The sequence below is a fragment of the Ruegeria sp. BC5 genome (assembly GCF_056539205.1).
The window spans coordinates 20,033-45,686 of record NZ_JBQFUN010000008.1; the positions used below are offsets into that span (position 1 = coordinate 20,033).

Annotated in this window: 26 protein-coding genes; 8 read left to right on the forward strand and 18 right to left on the reverse strand. The window is 57.2% G+C overall.

What is annotated here, in order from left to right; translation table 11 throughout:
- Positions 1-85 precede the first annotated feature (85 nt).
- From ACR0LY_RS16245 to ACR0LY_RS16255, 3 genes are all read left to right on the forward strand, one after another.
- Complete coding sequence (locus ACR0LY_RS16245; RefSeq protein WP_170350966.1) at positions 86-982, forward strand: sulfotransferase domain-containing protein; 897 nt, start codon at positions 86-88, stop codon at positions 980-982.
- Positions 983-1,212: 230 nt separating this feature from the next.
- Entirely contained in the window at positions 1,213-2,064 is an 852-nt protein-coding gene (locus ACR0LY_RS16250; RefSeq protein ID WP_170350967.1) for a hypothetical protein, read from the forward strand.
- Positions 2,061-2,825 (forward strand): hypothetical protein, encoded by a 765-nt coding sequence (locus ACR0LY_RS16255; RefSeq protein ID WP_170350968.1) that lies wholly within the window; start codon positions 2,061-2,063, stop codon positions 2,823-2,825. The genes ACR0LY_RS16250 and ACR0LY_RS16255 overlap by 4 nt, the downstream gene beginning before the upstream one ends.
- A gap of 123 nt (positions 2,826-2,948) precedes the next feature.
- Here the strand turns inward: ACR0LY_RS16255 and nusG are convergent, their stop codons facing one another.
- From nusG to ACR0LY_RS16290, 7 genes are all read right to left on the reverse strand, one after another.
- Positions 2,949-3,482 carry a transcription termination/antitermination protein NusG gene (nusG, locus tag ACR0LY_RS16260; protein WP_010440977.1) on the reverse strand — a complete coding sequence of 178 codons (534 nt, stop codon included), beginning with the start codon at positions 3,480-3,482 and terminating at the stop codon, positions 2,949-2,951.
- Between the two features lie 199 nt (positions 3,483-3,681).
- Positions 3,682-3,879, reverse strand: a complete 198-nt coding sequence (gene secE, locus ACR0LY_RS16265) for a preprotein translocase subunit SecE (protein WP_170350969.1) — start codon at positions 3,877-3,879, stop codon at positions 3,682-3,684.
- Positions 3,880-3,961: 82 nt separating this feature from the next.
- On the reverse strand, positions 3,962-4,120 hold the full coding sequence (gene ccoS / locus ACR0LY_RS16270) for a cbb3-type cytochrome oxidase assembly protein CcoS (RefSeq protein ID WP_170350970.1): 159 nt from the start codon (positions 4,118-4,120) through the stop codon (positions 3,962-3,964).
- Positions 4,121-4,125: 5 nt separating this feature from the next.
- Positions 4,126-6,303: a cation-translocating P-type ATPase gene (locus ACR0LY_RS16275; protein ID WP_170350971.1), complete on the reverse strand. Its 2,178-nt coding sequence runs from the start codon at positions 6,301-6,303 to the stop codon at positions 4,126-4,128.
- A gap of 4 nt (positions 6,304-6,307) precedes the next feature.
- A complete protein-coding gene (locus ACR0LY_RS16280; protein ID WP_170350972.1) occupies positions 6,308-6,766 on the reverse strand; it encodes a FixH family protein in 459 nt (152 codons plus the stop codon).
- A 1-nt stretch (position 6,767) separates the two neighbouring features.
- Positions 6,768-8,195, reverse strand: coding sequence for a cytochrome c oxidase accessory protein CcoG (ccoG, locus tag ACR0LY_RS16285; RefSeq protein ID WP_170350973.1), 1,428 nt, complete (start codon positions 8,193-8,195; stop codon positions 6,768-6,770).
- A gap of 101 nt (positions 8,196-8,296) precedes the next feature.
- Positions 8,297-9,172: a LysR family transcriptional regulator gene (locus ACR0LY_RS16290; protein ID WP_170350974.1), complete on the reverse strand. Its 876-nt coding sequence runs from the start codon at positions 9,170-9,172 to the stop codon at positions 8,297-8,299.
- A gap of 100 nt (positions 9,173-9,272) precedes the next feature.
- Here ACR0LY_RS16290 and ACR0LY_RS16295 point away from each other — a divergent pair, with 100 nt between their 5' ends.
- Positions 9,273-9,410, forward strand: a complete 138-nt coding sequence (locus tag ACR0LY_RS16295; protein WP_170350975.1) for a hypothetical protein — start codon at positions 9,273-9,275, stop codon at positions 9,408-9,410.
- Between the two features lie 136 nt (positions 9,411-9,546).
- Here the strand turns inward: ACR0LY_RS16295 and ccoP are convergent, their stop codons facing one another.
- The 4 genes from ccoP to ccoN are packed head-to-tail and all read right to left on the reverse strand — an operon-like array spanning position 9,547 to position 12,955.
- Positions 9,547-10,410 carry a cytochrome-c oxidase, cbb3-type subunit III gene (gene ccoP / locus ACR0LY_RS16300; protein ID WP_170350976.1) on the reverse strand — a complete coding sequence of 288 codons (864 nt, stop codon included), beginning with the start codon at positions 10,408-10,410 and terminating at the stop codon, positions 9,547-9,549.
- Positions 10,407-10,592, reverse strand: a complete 186-nt coding sequence (locus ACR0LY_RS16305) for a cbb3-type cytochrome c oxidase subunit 3 (RefSeq protein WP_170350977.1) — start codon at positions 10,590-10,592, stop codon at positions 10,407-10,409. Before ACR0LY_RS16305 ends, ccoP begins: the two co-directional genes overlap by 4 nt.
- A 12-nt stretch (positions 10,593-10,604) precedes the next feature.
- Complete coding sequence (gene ccoO, locus ACR0LY_RS16310; RefSeq protein ID WP_170350978.1) at positions 10,605-11,333, reverse strand: cytochrome-c oxidase, cbb3-type subunit II; 729 nt, start codon at positions 11,331-11,333, stop codon at positions 10,605-10,607.
- Between the two features lie 14 nt (positions 11,334-11,347).
- Entirely contained in the window at positions 11,348-12,955 is a 1,608-nt protein-coding gene (gene ccoN, locus ACR0LY_RS16315; protein ID WP_170350979.1) for a cytochrome-c oxidase, cbb3-type subunit I, read from the reverse strand.
- Positions 12,956-13,150: 195 nt separating this feature from the next.
- Between ccoN and ACR0LY_RS16320 the strand changes: the two genes are divergently transcribed.
- A complete protein-coding gene (locus ACR0LY_RS16320; RefSeq protein WP_170350980.1) occupies positions 13,151-13,990 on the forward strand; it encodes a universal stress protein in 840 nt (279 codons plus the stop codon).
- A 38-nt stretch (positions 13,991-14,028) separates the two neighbouring features.
- Here the strand turns inward: ACR0LY_RS16320 and ACR0LY_RS16325 are convergent, their stop codons facing one another.
- The gene (locus tag ACR0LY_RS16325) at positions 14,029-14,280 is read right to left on the reverse strand and encodes a GlsB/YeaQ/YmgE family stress response membrane protein (protein WP_170350981.1); all 252 of its coding nucleotides are present in this window, start codon (positions 14,278-14,280) and stop codon (positions 14,029-14,031) included.
- A gap of 74 nt (positions 14,281-14,354) precedes the next feature.
- The gene (fnrL, locus tag ACR0LY_RS16330; RefSeq protein WP_170350982.1) at positions 14,355-15,098 is read right to left on the reverse strand and encodes a transcriptional regulator FnrL; all 744 of its coding nucleotides are present in this window, start codon (positions 15,096-15,098) and stop codon (positions 14,355-14,357) included.
- Between the two features lie 61 nt (positions 15,099-15,159).
- Between fnrL and hemN the strand changes: the two genes are divergently transcribed.
- The 3 genes from hemN (at position 15,160) to ACR0LY_RS16345 (ending at position 19,198) form a co-directional block, all read left to right on the forward strand.
- Positions 15,160-16,515: an oxygen-independent coproporphyrinogen III oxidase gene (hemN, locus tag ACR0LY_RS16335; protein ID WP_170350983.1), complete on the forward strand. Its 1,356-nt coding sequence runs from the start codon at positions 15,160-15,162 to the stop codon at positions 16,513-16,515.
- Positions 16,516-16,690: 175 nt separating this feature from the next.
- Positions 16,691-18,622: an elongation factor G gene (locus tag ACR0LY_RS16340; protein WP_170350984.1), complete on the forward strand. Its 1,932-nt coding sequence runs from the start codon at positions 16,691-16,693 to the stop codon at positions 18,620-18,622.
- A gap of 96 nt (positions 18,623-18,718) precedes the next feature.
- Positions 18,719-19,198 carry a DUF995 domain-containing protein gene (locus ACR0LY_RS16345; protein WP_170350985.1) on the forward strand — a complete coding sequence of 160 codons (480 nt, stop codon included), beginning with the start codon at positions 18,719-18,721 and terminating at the stop codon, positions 19,196-19,198.
- 28 nt (positions 19,199-19,226) lie between these two features.
- On the opposite strand, the gene ACR0LY_RS16350 is transcribed toward ACR0LY_RS16345, so the two are convergent.
- The 5 genes from ACR0LY_RS16350 to ACR0LY_RS16370 all read right to left on the reverse strand — a co-directional run bounded on the left by ACR0LY_RS16350 (position 19,227) and on the right by ACR0LY_RS16370 (position 25,587).
- Positions 19,227-20,804 (reverse strand): ABC transporter ATP-binding protein, encoded by a 1,578-nt coding sequence (locus ACR0LY_RS16350; RefSeq protein WP_170350986.1) that lies wholly within the window; start codon positions 20,802-20,804, stop codon positions 19,227-19,229.
- Positions 20,801-21,907 carry an ABC transporter permease gene (locus ACR0LY_RS16355; RefSeq protein WP_480567239.1) on the reverse strand — a complete coding sequence of 369 codons (1,107 nt, stop codon included), beginning with the start codon at positions 21,905-21,907 and terminating at the stop codon, positions 20,801-20,803. The genes ACR0LY_RS16350 and ACR0LY_RS16355 overlap by 4 nt, the downstream gene beginning before the upstream one ends.
- Positions 21,908-22,993 carry a microcin C ABC transporter permease YejB gene (locus tag ACR0LY_RS16360; RefSeq protein WP_170350988.1) on the reverse strand — a complete coding sequence of 362 codons (1,086 nt, stop codon included), beginning with the start codon at positions 22,991-22,993 and terminating at the stop codon, positions 21,908-21,910.
- Between the two features lie 9 nt (positions 22,994-23,002).
- Positions 23,003-24,841 carry an extracellular solute-binding protein gene (locus ACR0LY_RS16365; RefSeq protein ID WP_438826486.1) on the reverse strand — a complete coding sequence of 613 codons (1,839 nt, stop codon included), beginning with the start codon at positions 24,839-24,841 and terminating at the stop codon, positions 23,003-23,005.
- A gap of 236 nt (positions 24,842-25,077) precedes the next feature.
- Positions 25,078-25,587, reverse strand: a complete 510-nt coding sequence (locus ACR0LY_RS16370; RefSeq protein WP_170351131.1) for a c-type cytochrome — start codon at positions 25,585-25,587, stop codon at positions 25,078-25,080.
- Between the last annotated feature and the right edge of the window lie 67 nt (positions 25,588-25,654).

A 25,654-nucleotide genomic window follows, 5' to 3' on the forward strand; every position in this document is an offset into this window, starting at 1 on the left:
CAAGACCGATTAGCGCCACAAATTCTTCCTCGGACTGGCGTTCTGTGGCAGACTGGCACTTTCAAGGCGCAGGAGGGATCGGAAAATGAACGGGTTTGGGTCGCCGAAGAAAACACGGGAGTTTCACAACCACCACTTTGACTCCTCCATGTGGAACGATTTCGAATTTCGTAATGACGATATCATCATCGCGACCTATGCAAAGTCTGGAACGACTTGGGTTCAGCAAATCGTCGCTCAGCTGATATTCAACGGCGCTGAAGACCTCGACGTCGCCGAGATGTCGCCGTGGCTTGACCTTCGGGTCCCGCCCAAAGAGGTCAAGTTACCAGCAGTCGCGTCGCAAACGCACCGACGCTTCTTGAAAACGCATTTACCGGTGGATGCGCTCGTTTTCTCAGAACAAGCCAAATACATATACATTGGGCGCGATGGGCGTGACGTAGTATGGAGCTTTCACAACCATCATTCGAACGCGAATGACACTTGGTATGAAACTCTGAATGATACGCCCGGCCGGGTAGGCCCACCGATCGAACGACCAACACGAGATACCGTTCAATACTTCAGGGAATGGCTGGAGAATGATGGTTACCCGATGTGGCCTTTCTGGGAAAATATTCGAACCTGGTGGGAGATTCGCGATCAGCCCAACGTGCAACTTATCCATTTCGAAGCGCTCAAACGCGACATGCCGGGGGAAATTCGCCGCATCGCAAATTTCCTGGACATCGAGATTGACGAAAGTCGTTGGGATGCGATCCTCACGCACTGTTCCTTTGACTACATGAAAGCACATGCAAGTAAATCCGTCCCTGGAGGCGGTATTTTTTGGGATGGCGGCGCAGAGACATTCATCCACCGCGGCGTGAACGGTCGTTGGCGTGAGATTCTCCCTGAAGAGGACAAAGCCCGCTATGAGGCTAGAGCCTTGGCGGAGCTCGGGCCGGAATGCAGCAGTTGGCTAGCCTTCGGAAAATAAGAGCATCACTGGCACCACCTCGTCGAAACCCACGAAAGGGCCATCATTGACGGAGGTCCAGAGAAGACAAACGATTGCCTCTATGTTCCCAATTACCTGATTGAGGCCCAATAACGCCTCAGCGAAGGTCGAGATTTGCGGAACAAATCAATTAATCCTAATACTTGAGTTGCTTAAGAAACGAAGGCGGGTATCTTGGTGCAACTTGGACACAAATGAGGTGGTCAGGGATGGGGTCATCTCGACTTAACAAAGGACTGCTGATCTGTGTACTGGTCGCTATGCTGCCGGGTTGTGGCAGCAAGGCCGAAGACCAAAAAGCTCTGGATGCCGAAACCAACGCGGTCACAAAATCCAATTCGTCCGTAACGACAGGGATTGATCCAGCCACCTATGCCGGTCGCTTTCAAATCAAGCTAACAAAAGAAGTACCCCTGCGCGACATTCCGGTTCCCTTTACCGTTTACGGCGGTCTAGAAGAATCCAGCCCAACCCGATTGCGGTTGAAGGCCTTCATGGATCTGCGTGGGCTACAGGAAAAAGCCCCTCAAATCCTGACTGGCCCTTTGGAAGAAACCTGCAAACGTCAGATTTACCTTGAGATCCGAGACGTTACCGCCATAGGTGACACCGTAAAGGTCGAAGGTTCCGCCCGCGCGCAGTTTACAAGGTGCAACCGGCGTGAAGAACCGGGCTTTCGTTTTTTTGGAGCAACCGTGGACGCGGTCGCTGTCGCCAAGGCTGAGGTGAAAGGCCAATGCCTAACATTCAGCATTGAAAGCGCCGACCTCAGCCCGCGCGGGTTCATCGGCGCTGTTTCCAACCTCTTTGGTTTGACCAACCGCATCAACGACGCAGTTCTGGAAAAGGGTGGTGAGTTTCTGGCAGCCCATCCGGTTTGCCCGCCACTGCCCGACGAATTCTCTGTTCTCGAACCGGTCTACGAATCAGGAGGCACCCGCGAAATCGCTCCGGGCGGGATGGGGGCGGCTGTTGTCGGATCTGCCGATGTCAGCGCCGGGACAATCGTCAAAGTCCTGGGTGGGCTGAAGGAACTTGGCGTATTGGAGTTTGCTGAATGAGACACTGGTTGATTTTCCCGGTCTTAATGGCAGCCGTTCTGGACGCCCGGGCACCAAGCGCGCAACAAGTGGACTTTGTCGTCGACGCAACATTGCCAGTTCGTGATACAGAGCTGCCCTATACGCTTGATCTGAACCTCGCCGCTGTTGCGCCGACACGGATCGGGGTGGGCGCGCTTCTTGATCTGCGTGAAATACAGAAGACTGTGCCTGAGCGACTGGCTGACAACGCAATAGTCGACAATTGCGGCCTGCAAGTCCGGCTGGATGACTTGAGTTTTGGGGCCCAAGGCGATGCGATTGATCTGGATGGGGATGTAACCATCACGATCTTTGAATGCAGCCGAACCAGTGAGCGCAATTTTCAACGGGGTGAGCAAAAAAAGGCTATCCTGGCGAACATGTCCACCGAAGCGACAGTCGAACTGCGTGACAATTGTGCCTATTTCAAACTCATTGATCTTACACTGACGGCCCCCGAAGAACAGCGAGAGCAACTTCTGGATGATGATACGCTGGACTCTGTAAAGGAACTGATGCTGGCCGCTGTAGATCTTGTATTGAACGATACCCCTTTGTGTCCGAAGTTACCGGCAGAACTCGCGTCACTTGACCCGGTTTATGACAATGGCGGACCCAAAGAGATCGGAGAAGGTGGGCTTGGTGTCTTCCTTGAAGGATCGGTGGATGTCAGCCCTTCGACCATTCTCGATATTCTGACGGTCCTTCAACGGCAAGAACTGATCCCCGGCCCGCCGTAACTGCAAGGTGATCCTTGTCGTTGAGAAAACCACCTTGGACTTCTGAACTGACAACTGGTTCGCCAAAACAAAACGCCGCAGTGCTCGTGGCATCGCGGCGCTAAAATCTTGCTGAAGTAGCTATCAGCTCTGCTTTGTAACCTGCGTGAAGTCCAGCTCGACCGGGGTTTCCCGACCGAAGATCGAGACCGAAACCTTCAGCTTCTGAGCTTCGTCGTCGACACCTTCGACCATACCGTCGAAATCCTCGAACGGGCCGTCGTTGACCTTGACCTTCTCGCCCACTTCGAAGGTGATCATCAGCTTGGGCGCTTCTTCACCTTCCTGAACGCGGTTGAGGATCTGGTTCACTTCGGCATCGCGCATCGGCATCGGGCGGCCTTGCGGGCCCAGAAAGCCGGTGACGCGGTTGATCGAGTTCACAAGGTGATAGCCCTGATCGGACATTTCCATGTGCACCAGCACATAACCGGGCATAAAGCGGCGTTCGGTCGTGACCTTCTTGCCCCGGCGCACTTCGATCACCTCTTCGGTGGGCACCAGAACTTCGTCGATATCGTCCTCAAGGCCCTGCTCGGCCACCGACGTGCGGATCTGCTCTGCGATCTTCTTTTCGAAATTCGAAAGAACGCTGACCGAGTACCACCGTTTCGCCATGAACCTGTCGTCCTTGTTTGCCTTCGGTGCGCTGGCAATGCCGCAAGCACCGTCATTGAAATTCTGTCACGTCACCCGGAATAAAAAGCGGCGCGCAGCCCGAATCGCCGCACGCCCATTCCGAATAGTACCGCGTCAACTACTCTGACATTGCGCGCTGTGCAAGGGGGCAGTGGCGTTTCAGCCCGCCCAAACCGGTTTAACTGAATGCACCCAGGATCAGTTGCAATCCGCCGCGAATGCCCAGATCAACCAACGCAAAGAACACGGCAGTCAGCGCCGCCATGATGAACACCATGACCGTGGTCAGCAGCACCTCACGCCGGGTCGGCCAGACGACCTTTGCAACTTCGGCGCGGACCTGCTGAATGAACTGGATCGGATTCATAGTTGCCATTTGGCTTGGTTCTCTCTGCTAGCGGATGAGCCGGACATAACCGGGCATTGCGGCAATTTCAAGAGCGCTTGATTGCCATGTGTCAGGGCTTGGGCTTGTCGTCCCATTCATCACTCAGGATGCGCCGAGAGTCACCCTCGGGGTCGTCATATTGGTTCGAGCGGACGGTATACACAAAGGCCACAAGTCCAACCCCGCCCAAAAACAGGGAAATCGGAATCAGATAGGCCAAAACTTCCATAGCAGCTACCTCAGACGCAGGGCGTTCAGGGACACGGTGATGGACGAGGTCGACATCGCCAGCGCCGCAATCAACGGCGTGGCCAGACCGGCCACCGCCAGCGGCACAGCGATGATATTGTAAACGGTGGCAATACGAAAGTTCTCGCGAATCCGTTTGGTCGCCTTCACGGCCGTATCACAGGCATCGGCAATTGGGGCCAGATCATTACCCAACAGCACGATATCCGAGGCCACCCGCGCCGCGTCCAGCGCCGATGCGGGCGAGATCGACACATGCGCCGCTGCCAGCGCGGCGGTATCGTTCAGACCGTCGCCGACCATTAGAACATGTCGGCCCTGATCGCTCAGCTCCTGCACACGGGCGGCTTTTTCTTGCGGCAAAGCCTGCGCGACCCAGTGTTCGATCCCCAACTTTTCAGCCAACGCCTGAACCGCGCCTTCTGTGTCACCCGAAATCAGGATGACCTCTTTGCCTGCGTCGCGGAAGGCTTGAACCGCCTCGGCCGCGCCGGGGCGCAGACTGTCCGAATACTGGAAGCACACAGGCGCCTGCCCTGCGACGGACAACCATGCTGCGGTCTGATCACCCTCTTGCGCACCGGTCCACGCTGCCCGGCCCAGACGCACGCGCTGATCTCGATAGGTGCCTTCGGTGCCGTAACCCGGAACTTCGGTGATATCTTTCAGACGGGCCGGTTTGACCCCCGCATCGCGTGCCGCGGTGGTCAATGCAACGGACAGCGGGTGCGAGGAGGCCTCGGACAGCGCCAAGGCCACTTCAAGGTTAGTGCGGGCATGATCGCCCAGGTTGATCAGTTCGGGCGTGCCCGAGGTCAGCGTACCGGTTTTGTCGAACACCACCGTATCCACCTCGGCCAGACGTTCCAGGGCAGTGGAATGTTTGATCAGCATCCCCTTGCGGAACAACCGCCCCGAGGCTGCCGTTGTCACCGCAGGCACCGCCAGTCCCAGCGCACAGGGGCAGGTGATGATCAACACCGCAGCTGCAATGTTCAGCGCGGTGCGGATATCGCCGGAATAGATGTACCAACCGAGAAAGCTGAGTGCCGCTAGGATGTGTACACCCGGCGCATAAAGCTTGGCTGCCTTGTCCGCCAACGAGGTATAGCGCGACCGGCCCGATTCAGCGATGGCGACCAGATCGGCCATACGGTGCAGCGACGTATCCTCACCCACCGCTGTCGCCCGAATGGTCAGGGGGCCAGTCAGATTAACCTCACCAGCGCTGACTGCCATACCCACTTGCGCAAAAACAGGCAGGGTTTCCCCGGTCAACAGGGACCGATCAAGCTCTGACTGCCCCGACACAATTTCGCCGTCCACCGGCATACGCCCACCGGGCCGGACAAGGAATAGATCGCCAACTGCAAGGGTGGCCACGGCCACTTCTTCTTCGGCACCCTCGACCAGGCGGATGGCGCGCGGTACTTCTAGTGCGGTCAGTTCTTCGGCCGCGGATCGGGCAGCATCGCGGGTGCGGTAATCCAGATACCGCCCCGCCAGCAGGAAGAAGGTCAGCGTCAGCGCGGCATCGAAATAAGCGTGTTTGCCGCTGAGCGCGGTTTCCCAAAGCGATGTGATCAACGCCAACAAGATGGCCAAAACAATCGGAACATCCATGTTCAGGCGTTTGACCCGCAGGGCGCTCCAGGCGTTGGCAAAAAAGGGCTGCGCGGAAAAGGCAATGGCCGGCAGAGCAATGGCCGCGGAAATCCAGTGGAACATATCGCGCGTGGCATCCGATGCGCCCGACCAGACCGACACCGACAGCAGCATCACGTTCATCGAAGCGAAACCAGCCACCGCCAGCCGCATCAACAGATCGCGACCAGCCTTATTGGCCTGCGTCGCTGACAACGAACCGGGGTCCAGCTCGTGCGCCTCATAGCCCGCCCGTTCCAATACAGGAATAAGATCGGCTGCACGCAGATCAGGCGACGCTTTGACCATCGCCCGCTTGAGTGTCAGATTCACCCGCGCGTCCTCGACCCCCGGATAGGCGTTCAGTTCCCGTTCGACCGTGGCAATACAAGCCGAGCAATGAATGCCCGGCAACGATAACGCAATCTGAGCATCCTGTGGGATGGGCCGCGCCGGTTCCGCCGGGCTGGCGATACAACCGGGGCAGGCCGCAGTGCCGGATGTGAACTGCGTCGTCATCCCATCACCCTTTTACGTACAACGGCACACGCTGGGCAAACTCTGCACCCGCGCTATCCTTGGCAACCAGCCGTATGTTCCAGTTGCCTTTGCCCAACGATACCGGCGTTGCATAGGCCTGACCGTCAAAGATAAATTCGGGCGAGAAATCATCCTCGACATGGGTGGCGCGACCCACAACAGCCTGCAACTCGGCCACTTCGACCGGAGCTCCGGTTTTGTCGGTGATATGTAGGATCAATAAGCCGCCAGACATTTCGGCACGAATGGTCCAACCCAGCGCCTGATGTTCCTTCAGACGGTCGTTGAACTCCTGACTGGCGACATAAGAGTTTTTGACCTCAAGCCCCGGAAAGGTTTTGACCGCGCTATAGGCCAGTACGAGGTTTACGGCGATAATCACACCAAACGCGGCGACGAAAATGGCCAGAGCGTGCTTACCGGTAAATTGACGCTCGGCCATACTAGTTCCCTCGTCCGTTGAAAGTGGTGTCTTTATAGGCGCGTTCACCGCTTTCCAGATCCTCGACCCAGATGCGCACCGAAGTTGCATCCGCAGCCGCCGGCCCGGTGTCGCCCGCAGAAACGATGTAGACGCGGGTTAATTGTGCCGTATCTGCCGTGACATTGACAATCTCACCTTCGACGCCCTCGATCTGGATCTGCAAGGCCGGATCACCCGCGAGGGACAATTGGAACGCCCGGTCCTCGCCATGCTTGTTACGCAGGCGCACATCATAGGTATTGCGGATTGTTCCGTCGGACAAAGTGACAAAGGTCGGGTTGCGCACGGGCGCCACGGTCAGATCAATATCGGACCGGATAAACAGCGCAAACAACAGCGCAAGGCCAACCAGGGCCCACAAAGCCGTATACAGGATCGTCCGCGGACGCAGGATGTGTTTCCAGACGTTGATGGGTTGCTCGCCTGCACGTTCATGAGCTTCGTCGCTCAGCGCCATATAGTCGATCAGGCCACGCGGCTTGCCGATCTTGGCCATCATGTCATCGCAAGCGTCGATGCACAGCGCGCAGGTGATGCATTCCATCTGCTGCCCGTCGCGAATGTCGATCCCAACCGGGCAAACATTCACGCAAGCCATGCAGTCGATGCAGTCGCCCAGCTCGGAATCGGTAGTACGCTTACCCTTGCCGCGCGGTTCGCCCCGCCATTCGCGGTACCCGACGACCAGAGTGTCCTCATCCATCATTGCGGCCTGAATACGCGGCCACGGGCAAGCATAAATGCAAATCTGCTCGCGGGCGAAACCGCCGAAAAAGAACGTCGTACCTGTTAAGATCAGGACCGTTGTATAGGCAACCGGATGAGCGTTTCCAGTGACCAGATCCCGCATCAGCGTAGGGGCATCGGCAAAATAGAACACCCAGGCCCCGCCGGTTGCCAGACCGATCAGAAACCACGCCGTCCATTTCGTGATACGCAGGCGCGCCTTGCGGAAATCCAGCTTTTCCTGCCGGTGCAGTCGCAATCGGGCGTTGCGATCGCCTTCGATCCAGCGCTCAACCAGAATGAACAGGTCCGTCCACACCGTCTGCGGGCAAGCATAGCCGCACCACACGCGCCCCAGCGCTGAGGTAAACAGAAACAGGCCCAGACCGGCCATGATCAACAGGCCTGCCACGAAATAAAATTCATGCGGCCAGATTTCGATCCAGAAAAAGTAAAAACGCCGGTTCGCCAGGTCCAGCAGCACCGCCTGATCCGGCAGGCTGGGGCCGCGGTCCCATCTGATCCAGGGCGTTACATAATAGATGCCAAGCGTAACCGCGAGGATGATCCATTTCAGGTTTCGAAATGGCCCGGACACACGCCGGGGAAAGATCGGCTCCCTTGCAGCGTAAAGGCTGGGGGCAGGGTCGGAATCGCTCACAAGCAGGCTCCAGATGTGGCTGTCTTTTAGGCGTCTTTTTCCAGATCACAAAAGCAGTCACTTTGACATGGGTCAAAAGCGCATCACGCAGACACCTTTTGTCACACCATACCAGCTTGCCGCCTGAGCCAGCTAACAAAAATTTTGACAGCCGGGCGCAGTGGCGCATCCCCTGTCACAATGTGGTATCCACGCGCGCCTGGTTCGCGAAACAACTCGATGATGCGACCCGCCTGAATATCAGCTTCGACAAAATGTCGCGCCGTGAATGTCACACCCTGACCAGCGCGCAGCCCCTCAAGCACCAGATTGCCGGGCAACAAGATTCGCCCAGCCCGCGGGCCGTGTTCAACCCCGCGGCGGGCCAGCCACGATGTTGCCTCTGTAGTTCCAAGCTCTTCCAACCAAGGCAGTTGGCTAAGCTCATCCGGCGTAATGGTTTCCCGGCCTCCCAGTAGCGACGGCGCAGCAACTATCACGATCGGACTTTGCAACAGAGGTTCGGCATTCACCCCCTGCCAGTATCCATCCCCGTATCGGATCGCCACATCCACACCACCCGGACGCAGACTGGCAAGGTCAGGCGAAGGGTCCAGTGCCAGGGGTATATCAGGATACTCGGCCTGAAACGCCGGCAATCGGGGCATCAGCCAGGACGCGGCAAAAGATGCCGTCAAGGATACATGAACCGGGCGATCTTCGGCGATATGCGTCAGATCCGCTACGGCTGCCCCGATCGCACCAAAACCCAGATGTAAGGCGCGGGCCAGCTTTTCACCCTCGACCGTCAACGTCATGGACTTACCGCTGCGGTCCAGCAGGGTCACCCCAAGGTGTTTTTCCAACGCGCGCAATTGCTGGCTGATGGCAGCGTGGCTGACATTTAACAGGACCCCGGCCTGCACCACATTTCCTGCTTCTGCAAAGGCATGAAAAGCCTTCAGCGATGCAAGGGGTGGCATTGTCATCCAATTCATATGTAAGCCTAGATTACATTACCCAATGGCAATTGAGTCGCATATTCCTCGCAAAACATCAATCCTGAGTGCAATCAGACCCAACTTAAGGAGAGATCAGATGCTATCGATTCTTGCACGTACATTCATGGTCGCCACCCACACGGATGGGCTAACGACACCGCAAAACCGCGAACACCGCCCCGAGGGCAATTGGTGGAAGAGAACCACGCGCGTCACACGTTCCCGTGCGAAATGACGGGCCCTCTGGACCCGATCAAAACAGAGAACTAATCTGAACTTGTAGCACCGGCTGTTCAGGAAACGCGCGAACAGATGGAACAGCCGGTGCCTAACCTTCGGGCGGCGAACCGTCCGAAGGTATTCTTTTGCCGTTACTGACCGCCACCCAATTGGTGGACATAAGCTGTGACCGCGCGAATCTGCGCGTCGGTCAGACGGTTTTCCCAGGATGGCATCACGCCAAAGCGGCTGTTGGTGACCGTTTCGGTCAAAGCCTCTTCGCTGCCGCCATAAAGCCAGATTGCATCGGTCAGGTTCGGTGCGCCCTGAGTGATATCACCGGTGCCGTCTTCGCCATGACATGCTGCGCAGTTGTCCTCGAAAACAACTTTGCCCGCCTGCGCCGCCGCATCATCAGTCTGAGCGTTGGTCAGCGACATGACATACTGCACCACCTGAGTGATTTCGTCCTGTTCCAGAATCTCGCCAAAGGCCGGCATCTCAGAATAGCGCGCATCGTCGCTTTCTTCGTTGCGAATACCATAGGCAACGGTCATCTCGATATCCTCGAGCGACCCTCCCCACAGCCAGGCATCGTCCAGCAAGTTCGGGAAACCCGGCGCACCCTGCGCGCCCGAGCCGTGACACTGCGCACACCAGGTACGGAACACCGCACCGCCTGCGTTCACAGCGTATTGCTGCAACTCGGCATCTTTCGAGATATCTTCCAGCGGCGTTTCAATCAGCTTGGTGTTCCACGGCGCATTGGCCTCCTCGAACGAGATCATCTCTTCCTGCACAAGTGCTCGGGAAGACCATCCCATGACACCAGCCGTTGCAGACCGAACCAACGGCCAAGCCGGATACATGATCGTATAGATCACGCCCCAAACAATGGTTGCGTACAAGACCCACAGCCACCAGCGGGGCATCGGATTGTCAAATTCCTCAATTCCGTCCCAGCTGTGGCCGGTGGTATTCGGATCACCCGGCTGTTTTTCAGGTGTTTTGCTCATTTCCTCGCCTCCTTGACTTCGGCGGGTTTATCTTGATGCCGGAAAGGGATGTTGGCGGTATCCTTGTATTCTTTGCTGGCACCGGGGCGGAAAACCCAGATCACGATGCCTACAAAGAAGGCAAACAGCACAAGTAACATCCAGCTATCCGCGAACTGCCGTAAGAGAGTATATTCTTCCATCACACTCTCCTGTTATCGGCTTGCGTCCGGGGTGAAGGTCGAGAAATCAACCAACGTGCCCAGCATCTGAAGGTAAGCAACGAGCGCATCCATCTCGGTCAACTCAGATTGACCATCGAAATTGCGGACATTGACCTTGTCGCCATAGCGTTCCAGCAATCCGTCATAGTCGCTGTCCGGATCCGCCTGCGCCCGGAAATCCGCCTGTGCCTGCTCGAGCATCTCGTCTGTGTACGGCGTGCCGACCACAGAATTGGCAGCCATGACATCACCGATATACTTACCGTCGATCTTCCGATGCTCGAGGAAGCCATATTTCGGCATCACCGATTCAGGCACCACCGATTGCGGATCACGCAGGTGGTCCACCTGCCACTGGTCCGAATAACGGCCACCGACACGAGCGATATCTGGCCCGGTACGCTTGGAGCCCCACTGGAATGGGTGATCATACATCGATTCAGCCGCCAGCGAGTAGTGACCATAGCGTTCAACTTCGTCCCGCATCGGGCGGATCATCTGACTGTGGCAGACATAGCACCCTTCGCGGATGTAGATGTCACGCCCGGCCAATTCGAGGGGGGTGTATGGGCGCATGCCCTCTACCTTCTCGATGGTGTTCTCAAGATAGAACAGCGGGGTGATTTGTACGATGCCACCGATGGTAACGACCAGAAAGCTGAAGATCAGCAGGAGGGTCGCGTTGGTCTCGAGGATCTTATGTTTGTCGAGAATTGCCATTGCTCCGGCCCTCCTTATTCAGCCGGGACCGCGACGGACAGGCTGGCCTCTTTGGCCGGCGCTTTCCGTACAGTCATCCACAGGTTGTAGCACATGATCAGCGAGCCAGCGACGAACATCACGCCACCCAAAGCACGCACCACATACATCGGGAACTTGGCAGCCACGGTGTCGGCGAACGAGTTCACCAGGAAGCCGTTGGCATCCACTTCGCGCCACATCAGACCTTCCATGATGCCGGTGACCCACATCGACGCGGCGTAAAGCACGATGCCGATGGTAGCGAGCCAGAAGTGCCAGCTGACCATCTGCAGCGAATACAGACGCTCACGCTTCCACAGGACAGGCACCAAGAAGTACAGCGCACCAAAAGTGATCATGCCGTTCCAGCCCAGCGCGCCCGAATGCACGTGACCGATGGTCCAGTCGGTGTAGTGCGACAGCGAGTTCACTGCACGGATCGACATCATCGGGCCTTCAAAGGTGGACATTCCATAGAAGCCGACCGAGATCACCATCATCCGAATAACCGGATCAGTGCGCAGCTTGTCCCATGCACCCGACAGGGTCATCAGACCGTTGATCATTCCACCCCATGACGGCATCCACAGCACGATTGAGAACACCATGCCCAGCGTCGAAGCCCAGTCAGGCAACGCGGTATAATGCAGGTGGTGCGGACCGGCCCAGATATACAGGAAGATCAGAGCCCAGAAGTGGATGATCGACAGCTTATAGCTGAATACCGGACGCTCGGCCTGTTTCGGGATGAAGTAATACATCATTCCCAGGAAACCCGCGGTCAGGAAGAAGCCCACAGCATTGTGGCCGTACCACCACTGGATCATGGCATCCTGCACACCAGACCAGACGATAACCGATTTCGAACCCCAGATGCTGACCGGGATGGTCATGTTGTTGACCAGATGCAGCATGGCGACAGTCACGATGAACGCCAGATAGAACCAGTTCGCCACGTAAATGTGGGGTTCTTTCCGCCTGACGATCGTTCCAAGGAAAACGGCCAGATAAGCAACCCATACGACGGTCAGCCAAAGGTCAACATACCATTCAGGCTCGGCATATTCTTTGGACTGAGTACCACCCAGTACGTAACCGGTCGCTGCCAGTACAATGAACAGCTGATAGCCCCAGAACACGAACCACGCCAGATTGCCGCCCCAAAGGCGCGCGGCGCTGGTGCGCTGTACCACATAGAACGAGGTTGCGATCAAGGCGTTACCGCCAAAGGCAAAGATCACCGCCGATGTGTGCAGCGGACGCAAACGACCAAAGTTCAGATAGCCCTGCGCCCATTCGAAGTTCAGCGCCGGAAAGGCCAGCTGAAACGCGATGAAAGTCCCTGCAAGGAACCCGACCACGCCCCAAAAGGCAGTTGCGATCACGCCATAGCGGATGACGCCATCCATGTATTCACCCGAACGGTCTACAAGAATATCTGGCTCGTCAGTGTTTCTAAGCGTCCAGATGAACAAACCACCGGCGATCAGCATCACCAGAATCGAATGCACCTGATACGCCAAATCGCGTGCATAGTTGGACCCGATCGCAGTGAACACCACAACCAGACCAAGCACGATCAGCTTGATGTAATTTGACATATTGCGTCCCTTTGCCATGCCCCACGTGATTCTTGTATATCGCAGGACCCTTTTGACTGGTTGCCGTTTTGTCGAACGGCGGCCAGAATTACTTTGATCTGTGTCAAGACAATACACTGATTTCTGTGACAATCGTAAACTGACAACTGGGCCATAGGGCCGCAGGTACATGAGCCTGAAAGACAAGAGGTCAAAATGGCATACAAATCTCTTCTCACGGTGATGACAGACACGAACCACAGTGACGCGCCTCTGGCCCAGATGGCCGCTCTGACTGCTTCGCAAGACGCGCATGCCGAGGCTTTGTGTCTGGGCGTCGACCGCAGCCAGACGGGATATTACTACGCCGGCGCAAACGCCCTGATACTTCAGGAAACACTGAGCCGCGCGAATGCCGAAGCCGAAGAGGTACTGGCCTATGCCAAAGACTATCTGGGCAAGACTGGAATTCGCTGGTCCGCCGAAAGCGGTGTTGCTCAGATCTCGGATATCGGGCGCCACGTGGCGCACCGCGCGCGGTTTTCCGATCTTGTCATTCTCCCGCAACCTTACGGACCTGACCGCGACGCCGAGGCCGAACCCATTGTCGAAGCTGCCATGTTCGAAGGTCACGCGCCTGTTCTAGTCGTTCCTGACGATGCAACCCCGTTCGCACGACCGGGCAACATCCTGATCGGCTGGAACGAGAGCGTCGAGGCCATGCGAGCCATCCGCCGCGCCCTGCCGTTTCTGACGCAAGCCGATCTGGTGCGCATCGTCGTGATTGATCCGCCGCGCCACGGCCCCGACCGCTCGGACCCTGGTGGGATGCTGTCGCAGATGCTGGCCCGCCATGGCGTGAAATGCGAAATCGACGTGCTGAGCAAGACCATGACGCGGGTATCCGATATCCTGAACCGCCACGCCGCAGATACCGAGGCGGACATGATCGTGATGGGGGCCTATGGGCACTCGCGGTTCCGCGAAGCCATTTTGGGCGGCGCGACACGGAACATGTTGGAACAAGCCACAGTACCGGTGTTCCTGGCGCACTAATATAGACCGTTACAGAAAACCGCCTGCGGGGGCGGTTTTTACTTTTTCACCAATCCGATCAGGAACAGTAGGATGATCGCGCCGATGGTGGCGAAGAAAATAGATGAAAAGACACCACCGCCCACAGCAAAGCCCAGCGCGGGAAAGATCAGACCGGCCAGAAACGCGCCGACGATGCCGACGATGATATTGCCCATCAGGCCAAAGCCGCGGCCTTCCATGATCTTGCCCGACAGCCACCCGGCGATCGCGCCGATGAACAGCATCGCCAGAATGCTACTGAATCCCATGACTTACTCCTGAGGTCTGCTTCAAATGACCCCAGTTAAACATGGCCAGCCGATCCAGTCACGCTGCAAGCGTGTCAGACCAGAAAACCTCCATCCGAGTCGTCGCCTGCCTCTTCCATCAGGCGGCCCATATCCGGAATCGTCACGTGGCGTTTGCCTTCCAACGTGATGACCTGATCCTTTTTCAGGGCCGAGATCTGCCGACTGACTGTTTCCAGCGTCAGCCCAAGGTAGTCCGCCATCGCCTCGCGGGTTAGCGGAAGGTCAAACACGATCGGCCCCGTGTTTCCCTTTTGATTGATCGACGCATCGCGCCGGGCGATAATCGACAGCAGGCTGGCAATCTTTTCTCGCGCAGTCTTGCGCCCCAGCACCAACATCCACTCGCGCGCGGCGTCCAGCTCGTCCAGCGTCATTTGCAACAGCCGGTGTGCAATATGCGGGGTATTGCTCATCAAGTCTTCGAACGGCTTCTTGCGAAAACAACACATGACCAGATCGGTTGTTGCCAGCACATCGTATGGCGCAGAATCGCGGCCTGGCCGCCCGACGAAATCACTGGGCAGCAAAAGGCCGACCATCTGGGTGCGACCATCTTCCATTGTCTGGGTCAGCGAGGCGATGCCTGACACGACCGAGCCCACAAAATTCATCTGATCCCCCGACCAGATGATCGTCTGACCCGCCTCAAAACTGCGATAGTATTTGATGCCTTCAAGCTCTACCAGCTCGTTCGCATCACAGTGGGCGCATACTGCACGATGCCGGATGGGGCAATCTCCGCAGTTTGTATGGTCGAATTTGAGTATCGGTGTCATGCACGTTTCCACTTGATCTCGGTCAAAGCATCTAGACGGTCCGTCCCTTAAAGCTATCGCCATGATAGTGAAACCACAATTGGCCAAGCTTGGACTATTTGACGCGAAAGTCCCGCGTTATACAAGCTATCCCACCGCCCCCCACTTCAGCAATGACGTGGGGTCAAGCCTTTATTCCGACTGGATTTCCGGCCTGAAGCCGGGCAGCGAGGTGTCGTTGTACATCCATGTCCCGTTCTGCCGCAGGCTGTGCTGGTTCTGCGCCTGCCGCACGCAAGGCACCCAAACCGACAACCCGGTGATTGCCTATGTGGACGTTCTGAAAGCCGAGCTTGACCTGCTGGCTGAACGCCTGCCTGAGGGCATTACCCTGTCGCGCCTGCATTGGGGTGGCGGCACGCCAACCCTATTGAACCCCGATCTGATGCGGGATCTGGCCGCGCGGATTCTGGATGTCGTACCGCTGGGCCCGAATGCCGAGTTCTCGGTCGAGATCGACCCGAACGAGATTGATGAGGCCCGTCTGGACGCATTGGCCGAGGCCGGGATGAACCGCGCCTCAATCGGGGTGCAGGATTTCGACGACGAAATTCAGAAGACCATCGGGCGTATCCAAAGCTATGACGTCACACGCAAAGCCGTGGACATGATCCGCGCCCGTGGGATCAGCAGCCTGAATGCGGATATCCTGTATGGCCTGCCGCACCAGACCAAATTGCGGATGACGGAAAGCGTGCAGAAACTTCTGTCGCTCAGCCCGGATCGTGTCGCGCTATACGGTTATGCCCATGTGCCATGGATGGCCAAGCGGCAGCAACTGATCCCCTCAGATGCCCTGCCGACCCCCGAAGAACGTCTTGATCTGTTCGACACCGCCCGCCGCCTGTTCATGTGGGATGACTATGCCGAGATCGGCATTGACCATTTCGCCACGCAGGATGACGGCCTGACCCATGCGCTGAAGGCCGGGCGGTTAAAGCGGAACTTCCAGGGCTATACCGACGATCAGGCCGAGGTTCTGATCGGGGTTGGTGCCAGCTCTATCTCGCGCTTTCCGCAAGGCTATGCCCAGAATGCGCCCGCAACATCTGCCCATACCAAGGCGATTCGCGAAGGGCGGTTCTCGACCTCACGCGGGCACTTGTTCAAAGGGCAGGACGTTCTGCGCGCCCGGCTGATCGAAGCGCTGATGTGCGATTTCCAGATCAATACAGCCGAGGTTCTGGGCAATCACGACATCACCGGGCCAGAGTTGCAGGCTATGTATCAGGCTGCCAATACAGCCTTTGACGGCCTGCTGCGGATCACCGAAGATGGCTTGTTCATCCCGCCCGAGGCCCGGCCGCTGACCCGCATGATTGCCCGCAGCTTTGACGCCTATGACCTGAGCTTGGCCGGCCACAGTTCGGCAATCTGACATCAAGGCAGGTCAGGGCTTGACGCGGCGGGTCGGTTTTTTCCACACTTGCAGGGCGGGCGGAACCCGCCCGCACCCGAGGCAGGCCCAATACCAGACAGTTCGCGCCAACGCATTTGCGTAAGGCTATCCCTTTCGTGCAGCCGATCTGCAATTTGAAAGAGGGACAGCACCCATGCGCGTTTTCACCGTCCTCGGCCCCAGCCAATCGGGCAAAAGCACTCTGGTCGAGGCCATCAGCCGCCTCGATGGCCGGTCCACCACATTCGACGTATCTGGAACCGTGCATTTGCACGGTTTTTCTTATTTAGACGAACCCTGGTGCGCCATTGATGTCGATGGCGGCGGCGATAATCTGGCCTATGTCGGCCCTGCCATGGCAATCTCGGACGCCGCCGTGGTGGTCGTGCCACCCGACCCACTGGCTGCCGTTCTGTGCGCCCCATATCTGCGACTGGTCGAAGAGGCTGGCATTCCCTGCTTCCTGTTCATCAACCGTATGGACAACCCCAATGGCCGGATTCGCGACATCATTGCGGCGTTGCAGACCTATTGCACCCACCACATCGCTCTGCGTCAGGTGCCGATCCGCGAGGGCGACACGATCGTCGGTGCGGTTGATCTGATCTCGGAGCGGGCCTGGAAATATCAGGAAGGCCAGCCCTCAGCCCTGATCGAATTGCCGCAATCGGTCGAGGACCGCGAACAGGAGGCCCGCACGGAATTGTTGGAAACCTTGTCAGATTTCGACGACAACTTGCTTGAGCAACTGATCGAAGACAAGCAACCGCCCAGCGCCGAGGTTTACGATCTGGCCGCACAAGTGCTGCAGAACCACCAGCTGATACCCGCCTGTTTGGGCGCGGCCAGCCATGGAAACGGGCTGACTCGTTTGATGAAAGCCCTGCGGCACGAGGCCCCGGAGTTTGACATAGCCGCCGGGCGAGACGAAGCGGCAGAAAACGCCCGCGCGATCGCTGGCTTCGCGGATGTAAAAAAACATATCGGCAAGATCGTCGTTCTGCGCGGGCTGGGCGCAGGTGTGAAAGCGCATGAGAATCTGGGCGGCGAAACCGTCGGCAACCTGACTACGCTGGACGCCAAGACACAGATTGCCGAGCTACCAGCTGGGCAAATTGGGCTCGCCGTGAAATCCGATCACCTAAATCCCGGCAATCTCTATGACAGTTCTTCGGCGACCCCTCTGCCCGAATGGGCCGGCTCCCACCCGGCAGCGCATCGTCAGATCGTGTCGCCCACCCATGAGCGAGACGACGTGCGCCTGTCTAACGCACTAACCCGTCTGGTCGAGATCGACCCCGGCCTGCATTTGGAACAGGACGAACTTAGCGGTCATGCAATTCTGGGTTCACAAGGTCCGCAACACATGCGTCGTGTCACCGCCAAACTAGATGAGGATTTCGGGATCGAGATTACTGCCGACGCGGTCGAGACCGCTTATCGCGAAACCATTCGCGCACCCGTCGAACACCGTCACCGCCACCGCAAACAATCTGGTGGGGCTGGACAGTTCGCAGACGTAGTAATCTCGGTTGCGCCAATGCCGCGGGGTTCGGGGTTCCAGTTCGAGGAAATCGTAAAGGGGGGCGCGGTGCCCAAGAACTATATTCCATCGGTCGAACACGGCGCCAAGGATGCGTTGGTGCAGGGGCCCGAGGGCTTTCCAGTGGTGGATGTGAAAGTCACGCTTAGCGATGGCAAGCACCACAACGTGGACAGCTCGGACTATGCCTTCCGTACCGCAGGCAAGAATGCTGTGCGTGAAGCCCTGCCACAGGCCAAACCAGTGGTCCTGCAGCCGATCCTGAGTGCCGAAATCCACCTGCCGTCGGATTTTGTAGGCGATCTGGTTCCGACCATAAGTTCGCTGCAAGGCCAGGTTCTGGGCTTTGAAGGTAATCCCAACGCCTCAGGCTGGGAGATCTTCAACGCCCAATTGCCCGCCGTGGCCGAGGACGAGTTGCACCGAACCCTCGCCAGTGCCACACGTGGCACCGGTTGGGTCAAGCTGAACTTTGATCACTATGAAGAGCTGCGCGGACCACTTCCGAAAAGTGCAGCGCGCGAGGCCGCCAACGCACAGTGAAATTCTCAAAAAACCTCTGACCGGCACCCCGGTCAGAGAATACGCAGGAGGGCCGCCCCGCATTTCAGGTTTGTTATTTAAAGAGGAGCCGCAGTTATGGCGTATTCAACAACCGTCCTGACGACATTTGTAGTCGCGGCCATTTTTCTGGCTGCCGGGGAAAGCCTTGCCAAGGGGAAACCCAAAGGCGCAAAACGCACTGACCCACAAACGATAGCTCAGCTCTATTCCGGCAAGACAACAAATTGGAGACTTGGAGGGTCGTTCTATTGGGCTCCTAACGGCACCTTACAGGGGATAGGGCAAAAAGAAGGCGCCGTTGGCATTGGGCGATGGTACGTCACAAACAGAGGTAAACTGTGTAACGAGACTGACTGGTACTGGTTCGAAAACGGGGCGAGGCAATACAAACGTTTCGAAGAATGTTGGGAGTTTGTGACAGCCCCGGACGGAACAATCTGGGAGAGGTTTATCCCTGAGAAGTCAAACTGGTATCGCCACAGTATCCGATCGCAAGTCAGAGGCAACCCGCACCAGAGAAAGTTCAACAAATTGAAGAAAGATCTGGGTCTATAACCCTTTGCCGCGCGGGTAGGAACTCACCCTACCCCGCTGCCGCAATCAGTTCACGGGTATAATCTGTCTGAGCATTTTCGAACAAATCTTCAGCCGCACCCATTTCGATGACATCTCCGTTCCGCATGACAATCACCTTGTGAGACATCGCCCGGACCACCTTCAGGTCGTGGCTGATGAACAGATAGGCCAGCCCGTATTTCCGCTGAAGATTGCGCAAAAGATCAACGATCTGCACCTGCACCGTCATGTCCAGCGCGCTGGTCGGTTCGTCCAGTACCAGTAGCTTGGGCCGCAACACCATGGCGCGCGCTATCGCGATACGCTGACGCTGTCCGCCCGAGAATTCATGCGGGTATCGGTCCATTGCCGCCGGGTCCAACCCCACTTCGGTCATCACCTCGGCCACCAATTCGCGCGGGGCACGGTGGGGGTCGACCTTATGGATCGCCAAGCCCTCGGCAATGATCTGCATGCAGGTCATCCGCGGGCTAAGGCTGCCAAACGGGTCCTGGAACACGATCTGCATGTCTTTGCGCAACCGCCGCAACTCTCGCGTGGACCAGCGGCGCACGTCCTGTTCGCGGAAAGTGATGGCGCCTTCGGACGCAATCAGGCGCATGATCGCCAGCGCCAGCGTCGTCTTACCAGACCCGCTTTCACCGACAATGCCTACCGTCTCGCCCGCGCGCACGCTAAGCGTGGCGTCGTTCACTGCCTTCACATGGCCCACGGTCCGTTTCAAAAACCCGCGCTGGATCGGGAACCAGACCTTCAGGTGATCGGTACGGGCGACCTCTTCGGCCTCGGGGGCGACGGGGTCGGGATGACCCGAGGGCTCGGCCCCCAGCAGTTTCTGCGTATAGGGGTGCTGCGGGTTGTTGAAGATCTCGGCAGTGGCGCCGGTCTCGACGATCTCACCATCCTTCATCACGCAAACCCGGTCGGCGATGCGCCGCACAATTCCCAGATCATGGGTGATGAACAGCATCCCCATATTCTCTGACTTTTGCAGCTCGGCCAACAACTCCAGAATCTGAGCCTGAATGGTCACGTCCAGGGCAGTTGTCGGTTCATCCGCGATCAGAATGTCGGGCTTGTTGGCCAGCGCCATTGCGATCATGACCCGCTGCCGCTGCCCGCCGGACAACTGGTGTGGATAGCTGTCCAACCGATCCTGCGGATCACGAATCCCCACCTTGGTCAGCAGTTCGACAATACGTGTGCGTGCCGCATCTCCGCTCAGACCCTGGTGCAGGGCCAGCGATTCTGCCATCTGCTTTTGGATTGTGTGCAGCGGGTTCAACGAGGTCATCGGCTCTTGAAAAATAAAGCTGATATCATTGCCGCGCACGTCCATCAGCTTGTCTTGCGAGGCGCCGATCATCTCATCACCGTCATAGGTGACCGAACCTTCGACGATAGCACTGTCCCCCAGCAACGACACGGTGGACAATGCCGTAACCGACTTGCCTGATCCGGATTCCCCCACAAGTGCGACGGTTTCCCCCCGGTCCACGGTGAACGAAACACCTTTGACCGCCGCGCTCACCTGCCCGTCCTGCTTGAACGAGACCTTGAGATTTTTCACATCCAAAAGGCTCATGAGAAGGTCTTTCTGGGGTCAAACGCATCGCGAACGCCTTCAAAGATGAAGACCAGCAGCGACAACATGATGGCAAAGGTGAAGAACGCAGTGAAGGCCAGCCAAGGTGCCTGCAGGTTCTGTTTCGCCTGCAAGGTCAATTCCCCTAGCGACGGCGCCGAAGACGGCAAGCCAAAGCCCAAGAAATCCAGCGAGGCCAATCCGCCAATGGTGCCAGTGACGATGAAGGGCATGAATGTCAGCGTCGCAACCATCGCGTTGGGCAGCATGTGGCGGAACATGATCGTCATGTTGCCCACGCCCAACGCCCGTGCCGCGCGGACATATTCCAGATTGCGCGCGCGCAGGAATTCGGCCCGGACAACGCCGACTAATCCGGTCCAACTGAACAGGATCATCAACGCCACCAGCAGCCAGAAACTTCGACCCAGAATGGCGAACATGATGATGATCACGTACAGCGAAGGGGTGGCCGACCAGATCTCGATGATGCGCTGAAAGACCAAATCCAACCAGCCGCCGAAAAAGCCCTGAATTGCACCGGCGAAAATGCCAATCAGGCTGGCGGCCCCTGTGACCATCAATGTGAACAGGATCGACAAGCGGAAGCCATAGATGACCCGAGCCAACACATCGCGCTTGGTGTCATCGGTTCCCAACAGGTTCTGCCCATTGGGCGGCAGCGGTGCGGCCCCCGGACGATCCACACTGGTGTTGAAGGAATATGGAATCAGCGGCCAGATCGCCCAACCGCGTTCAAACCCCTCGGCCTGAAAGGTCCCGTCTTTGATTTCGTCAATGATCCCTTCTGGATCGTCGAAACACTCCTCAAGCCCGCCGCTGTCGATCAGACACTGCACCTCGGGATCGCGATAGATTGCTTCGGTTTGGAAATCCCCGCCGAATTCAGTTTCCGGGTAAAAATTGAAGATCGGCGTGTAAAACTCACCCCGGTATTTCACCAGGATCGGCTTGTCGTTCGCGATGAACTCGGCAAACAGCGAGATACCGAACAGTACCAAGAAGATGATCAGCGACCAAAAAGCCCGGCCATTGCGCCGGAAATTACGCCACCGGCGCTGATTGAGGGGGGAAAGCGCCATTTACCCCTCCCGCTTTTCGAAATCGATGCGCGGGTCAACCAGCACATACATCAGATCGCTGACGATACCGACGACAAGACCCATCAGGCCAAAGATGAACAGCGTGCCAAAGATCACCGGGTAGTCGCGTGCGACTGCTGCCTCGAACCCCAGACGGCCCAGACCATCGAGTGAGAAGATCGTCTCGATAATGATCGAGCTTCCGAAGAAGACGCCAATGAACACCGCCGGAAAGCCTGCGATCACGATCAGCATGGCATTGCGGAACACGTGGCCATACAGCACCCTGCCCTCGCTCAAACCTTTTGCGCGAGCGGTCATGACATATTGCTTTTTGATCTCATCCAGAAACGAGTTCTTGGTCAGCAGCGTCAGCGTCGCAAAGGCAGAAATCGTCAGGGCAATGACCGGCAGTGTGATGTGCCAGAAATAGTCCGCGATCTTGCCAATCAGGCTGAGGCTGTCCCAATTGTCAGATGTCAGCCCCCGCAGCGGGAAGATTTGCCAGTAGGACCCACCGGCAAACAGCACCAGCAGCAGGATCGCAAACAGGAAGCCGGGAATGGCATAGGCCACAATGATGGTGCCACTGGTCCAGGTATCGAACTTTGAACCATCCTTGACCGCCTTGCGAATACCCAGCGGGATCGACACCAGATAGGCAATCAATGTGGACCACAGGCCCAGCGAGATTGAAACGGGCATTTTTTCCAGCACTAGATCAATCACGCTGATCGAGCGAAAATAACTCTCGCCGAAGTCCAACGTCATGTAGTTGCCCAACATGTCAAGGAACCGTTCGACCGGAGGTTTGTCGAATCCAAATTCCTTTTCCAACTCTTCGATAAATTCGGGCGGCAATCCGCGCGCGCCGATATAGCGGTCATTCACGCTGCTGGTTTGCTGCTCGATATCGCTGCCGCCGCCTGCGATGCCTTCGAACACGTCACCGCCCCCTTGCATCTGGGCGATCATCTGTTCAATCGGACCACCGGGGACAAACTGAACCAGCGTGAAATTGACGATCATGATCCCAAGCAATGTGGGGATGACCAGCAACAGGCGTCTTAGAATATATGCTCCCATGGGGGCGGATTACCTCAACGCGCCCGAGGATTTCAACTCGGCTTCTTTCTCGGCGTTGATCCACCACAGGTCTTCCACGCCCAACGCATAGGGTGGCAGGTTTTCCGGGTATTCGTACATGTCCCAATACGCTACCCAATATTTGCCCAGATACCATGTCGGAACCATGATCCGCTTGGCCCTCAGAACACGGTCCAACGCGCGGACATTGGCGAAAAGCTCCTCGCTTTCGGTGGCGGCAACGATGTTGTCGATCAATGGTTCAATATCGGGACCATGCGCACCCGACGGATTGAATACGGAATACGAGGCCGCCTCGGTCCCGAATTGCTGATACAGGCCAGTCGAAGGCTGCAGTGATTTCGGATACCCGCCGACGATCATGTCAAAATCCCGATCCCGGCGGCGCAGCGTGAACTGGGCATTGTCCACCCGGTTATACAGCGCGTCGATACCCATTGCCCGCAGGTTGTCGACAAAGGGCTGAACAATGCGGTCCAGCGTCGGCTGGTCCGACAAAAACTCGATCGACAACACTTCGCCCTTGTCGTTCCGGCGAATGCCGTCATCACCAACCAACCAACCGGCCTCGTCCAACAGCTTCATCGCCGCGCGCAGGTTGCGACGGTCGTTCTGACGCGCCGGGCGCGATTCATGGGCGCTGACCGGTTCCTCGGTCAGAACGTCCGGGTCCAACGCATCGCCGAGGCTTTGCAGCACCTCCAATTCACGCCCTTCGGGCAGGCCAGTCGCCTCAAGGTGCGTGCCTTCCCAGAACGAACTGCGCTGTTGGAACAACCCGTACTGCAGGCTTTCGTTGGTCCATTCGAAATTATAACCAAGCTGGATGGCTTCGCGAACACGCGGATCCTGCAACTGTGGGCGATCAAGATTCATGATGAAGCCCGACGCAGATGGCACGTTTCCATTCGCCAACTCGTCCCGAATGACCCAGCCGTTCGCAATGGCCGGAAAATCATAGGCGGTCGCCCAGCTTTTCGAGTTGTTTTCCTGCCGCAACGTGAACGTACCTGCCTTGAATCCCTCCATCGCGGCAATCGAGTCACTGAAATACTCGATCCTGATGGTGTCATAGTTGTTGCGACCCACGTTTACGTTGACGTGATCGCCCCAATAATCGGGGTTGCGCTTGTAAATGATGCGCCGGTTGATGTCATAGCTGTCCAGAACATAGGGGGCCGATCCAACCCCCTGAACCAAACGCGGTTCATCCAGACGCCGGTTTTCCGGGTCTGCTTCGAACCAGGCTTTAGAAAACACCGGCGTTCCGCCCACCTGCGAGATCAGTGCCCGGCGCGAGATATCCGGTGCGAAATAGAATTTGACCCTATGTTCATCCAGTGCTTCGGCGCGTGGGATACGCTTGCGCACCGCATCTGCATAAGACTTCAGCCCCTGATCCAGCAGCAGATTGTGGGAAAACACAACATCCTCGGCGGTCACGGGGCTGCCATCGGAAAACCGGGCCTCGGGCCGCATGTTGAAAATAACCCAATCCTGACTTTCCGGGTATTCCAAGCTTTCGGCCAGCAACCCGTAATAGGCTGCGGGCTCATCATAGGATGGAATCAGCAGGGTTTCATATTGGTCAGCAGACCGCGCGCCTGCGCGCCCTTTCCGCGTAAACGGGTTCAAGCTAGAAAACGTGCCCTGCGCCGCATAAGATAGCTCTCCCCCGCGCGGAGCGTCGGGGTTCACATAGTCGAAATGAGCGAAACCTTCGGGGTATTTCAGATCGCCGAATTCCGAGAATCCGTGGCTTTTGATTATCTTTTCTTCCGCAAAAAGCTGCGCCGAGGTCAGCATGACCACAATCAACCCGAACATCAAAGCGTGCGACCAACCCTTAATATCCACCGAGCGCGCCTGTGCAGTAAGTCGATTGGATATCATTTGGCTCATCCTCTGGGTCGTTGTGTCTTTTATCTTGTTCGCGCCAGCTAAATGACCAGCACTGTCAGTTTCAAGTTTAGAATGCGTGAACACTTTGTGAAGTTTTTCTTAGGCAAAAAAAAGCCGCTGCGCGAGGCAGCGGCTTTGAAAATCATGCTTTGATCAAAGGATCAGTTGCCGATGGTCTGCAGATACGCGATCAGATCGGCGCGCTCTTGCGGTTTCTTCAGACCGGCAAAGCTCATCGAAGTACCCGAGATGTAAGCACTTGGGCGCTCGAGGAACGCATCCAGCGCTTCGGGAGTCCAATTGCCGCCATGGGCCTGCATCGAGGCTGAATAGCCGGTGAAGCCGTTGGCTGATGCAACCGGGCGATCTACGACACCGTACAAGTAGGGGCCGGTACCGTTTGCGCCGTCCTCCAGCTTGTGGCAGGCGGTGCATTTACGGAAGACACGGGCGCCTTTTTCCGGATCGGCGGCGGCCAGCATATCTTCGAAGACCACTTCTTCACCGTCGGCGCTTTCACCAGCGCTTTCGGTTTCGATAATGTAAGAGGCTGTCTCGCCATGCCCATCCGCATGGTAAAGAACTTCGGCACCCCATTTGGCCAGAAGAAGCACCAGGAAGGTGCCAAACAGGCCTGCGGCGGCCTTGGTAACTGTCATCGTGTCGAACATTGATCGCGAGTCCATTTCAGCTGTCTGCGGGGTGTCTAAGGCTTCCCCTTGCAAGAGGCAAGGTATA

Coding starts and splice junctions, on each gene's coding strand:
- ACR0LY_RS16340 (WP_170350984.1), top strand. CDS start 16,691: ATGCGCGTTTTCACCGTCCTCGGCCCCAGCCAATCGGGCAAAAGCACT.
- ACR0LY_RS16305 (WP_170350977.1), bottom strand. CDS start 10,592: ATGGAAGAATATACTCTCTTACGGCAGTTCGCGGATAGCTGGATGTTA.
- ACR0LY_RS16280 (WP_170350972.1), bottom strand. CDS start 6,766: ATGGCCGAGCGTCAATTTACCGGTAAGCACGCTCTGGCCATTTTCGTC.
- ACR0LY_RS16355 (WP_480567239.1), bottom strand. CDS start 21,907: ATGGCGCTTTCCCCCCTCAATCAGCGCCGGTGGCGTAATTTCCGGCGC.
- ACR0LY_RS16350 (WP_170350986.1), bottom strand. CDS start 20,804: ATGAGCCTTTTGGATGTGAAAAATCTCAAGGTCTCGTTCAAGCAGGAC.
- ACR0LY_RS16275 (WP_170350971.1), bottom strand. CDS start 6,303: ATGACGACGCAGTTCACATCCGGCACTGCGGCCTGCCCCGGTTGTATC.
- ACR0LY_RS16250 (WP_170350967.1), top strand. CDS start 1,213: ATGGGGTCATCTCGACTTAACAAAGGACTGCTGATCTGTGTACTGGTC.
- ccoP (WP_170350976.1), bottom strand. CDS start 10,410: ATGAGCAAAACACCTGAAAAACAGCCGGGTGATCCGAATACCACCGGC.
- secE (WP_170350969.1), bottom strand. CDS start 3,879: ATGGCAACTATGAATCCGATCCAGTTCATTCAGCAGGTCCGCGCCGAA.
- ACR0LY_RS16320 (WP_170350980.1), top strand. CDS start 13,151: ATGGCATACAAATCTCTTCTCACGGTGATGACAGACACGAACCACAGT.
- ACR0LY_RS16360 (WP_170350988.1), bottom strand. CDS start 22,993: ATGGGAGCATATATTCTAAGACGCCTGTTGCTGGTCATCCCCACATTG.
- hemN (WP_170350983.1), top strand. CDS start 15,160: ATGATAGTGAAACCACAATTGGCCAAGCTTGGACTATTTGACGCGAAA.
- ACR0LY_RS16365 (WP_438826486.1), bottom strand. CDS start 24,841: ATGTTCGGGTTGATTGTGGTCATGCTGACCTCGGCGCAGCTTTTTGCG.
- ACR0LY_RS16345 (WP_170350985.1), top strand. CDS start 18,719: ATGGCGTATTCAACAACCGTCCTGACGACATTTGTAGTCGCGGCCATT.
- ACR0LY_RS16245 (WP_170350966.1), top strand. CDS start 86: ATGAACGGGTTTGGGTCGCCGAAGAAAACACGGGAGTTTCACAACCAC.
- ACR0LY_RS16325 (WP_170350981.1), bottom strand. CDS start 14,280: ATGGGATTCAGTAGCATTCTGGCGATGCTGTTCATCGGCGCGATCGCC.
- ccoN (WP_170350979.1), bottom strand. CDS start 12,955: ATGTCAAATTACATCAAGCTGATCGTGCTTGGTCTGGTTGTGGTGTTC.
- ACR0LY_RS16370 (WP_170351131.1), bottom strand. CDS start 25,587: ATGTTCGACACGATGACAGTTACCAAGGCCGCCGCAGGCCTGTTTGGC.
- ccoO (WP_170350978.1), bottom strand. CDS start 11,333: ATGGCAATTCTCGACAAACATAAGATCCTCGAGACCAACGCGACCCTC.
- nusG (WP_010440977.1), bottom strand. CDS start 3,482: ATGGCGAAACGGTGGTACTCGGTCAGCGTTCTTTCGAATTTCGAAAAG.
- ACR0LY_RS16290 (WP_170350974.1), bottom strand. CDS start 9,172: ATGAATTGGATGACAATGCCACCCCTTGCATCGCTGAAGGCTTTTCAT.
- fnrL (WP_170350982.1), bottom strand. CDS start 15,098: ATGACACCGATACTCAAATTCGACCATACAAACTGCGGAGATTGCCCC.
- ccoS (WP_170350970.1), bottom strand. CDS start 4,120: ATGGAAGTTTTGGCCTATCTGATTCCGATTTCCCTGTTTTTGGGCGGG.
- ACR0LY_RS16255 (WP_170350968.1), top strand. CDS start 2,061: ATGAGACACTGGTTGATTTTCCCGGTCTTAATGGCAGCCGTTCTGGAC.
- ACR0LY_RS16295 (WP_170350975.1), top strand. CDS start 9,273: ATGCTATCGATTCTTGCACGTACATTCATGGTCGCCACCCACACGGAT.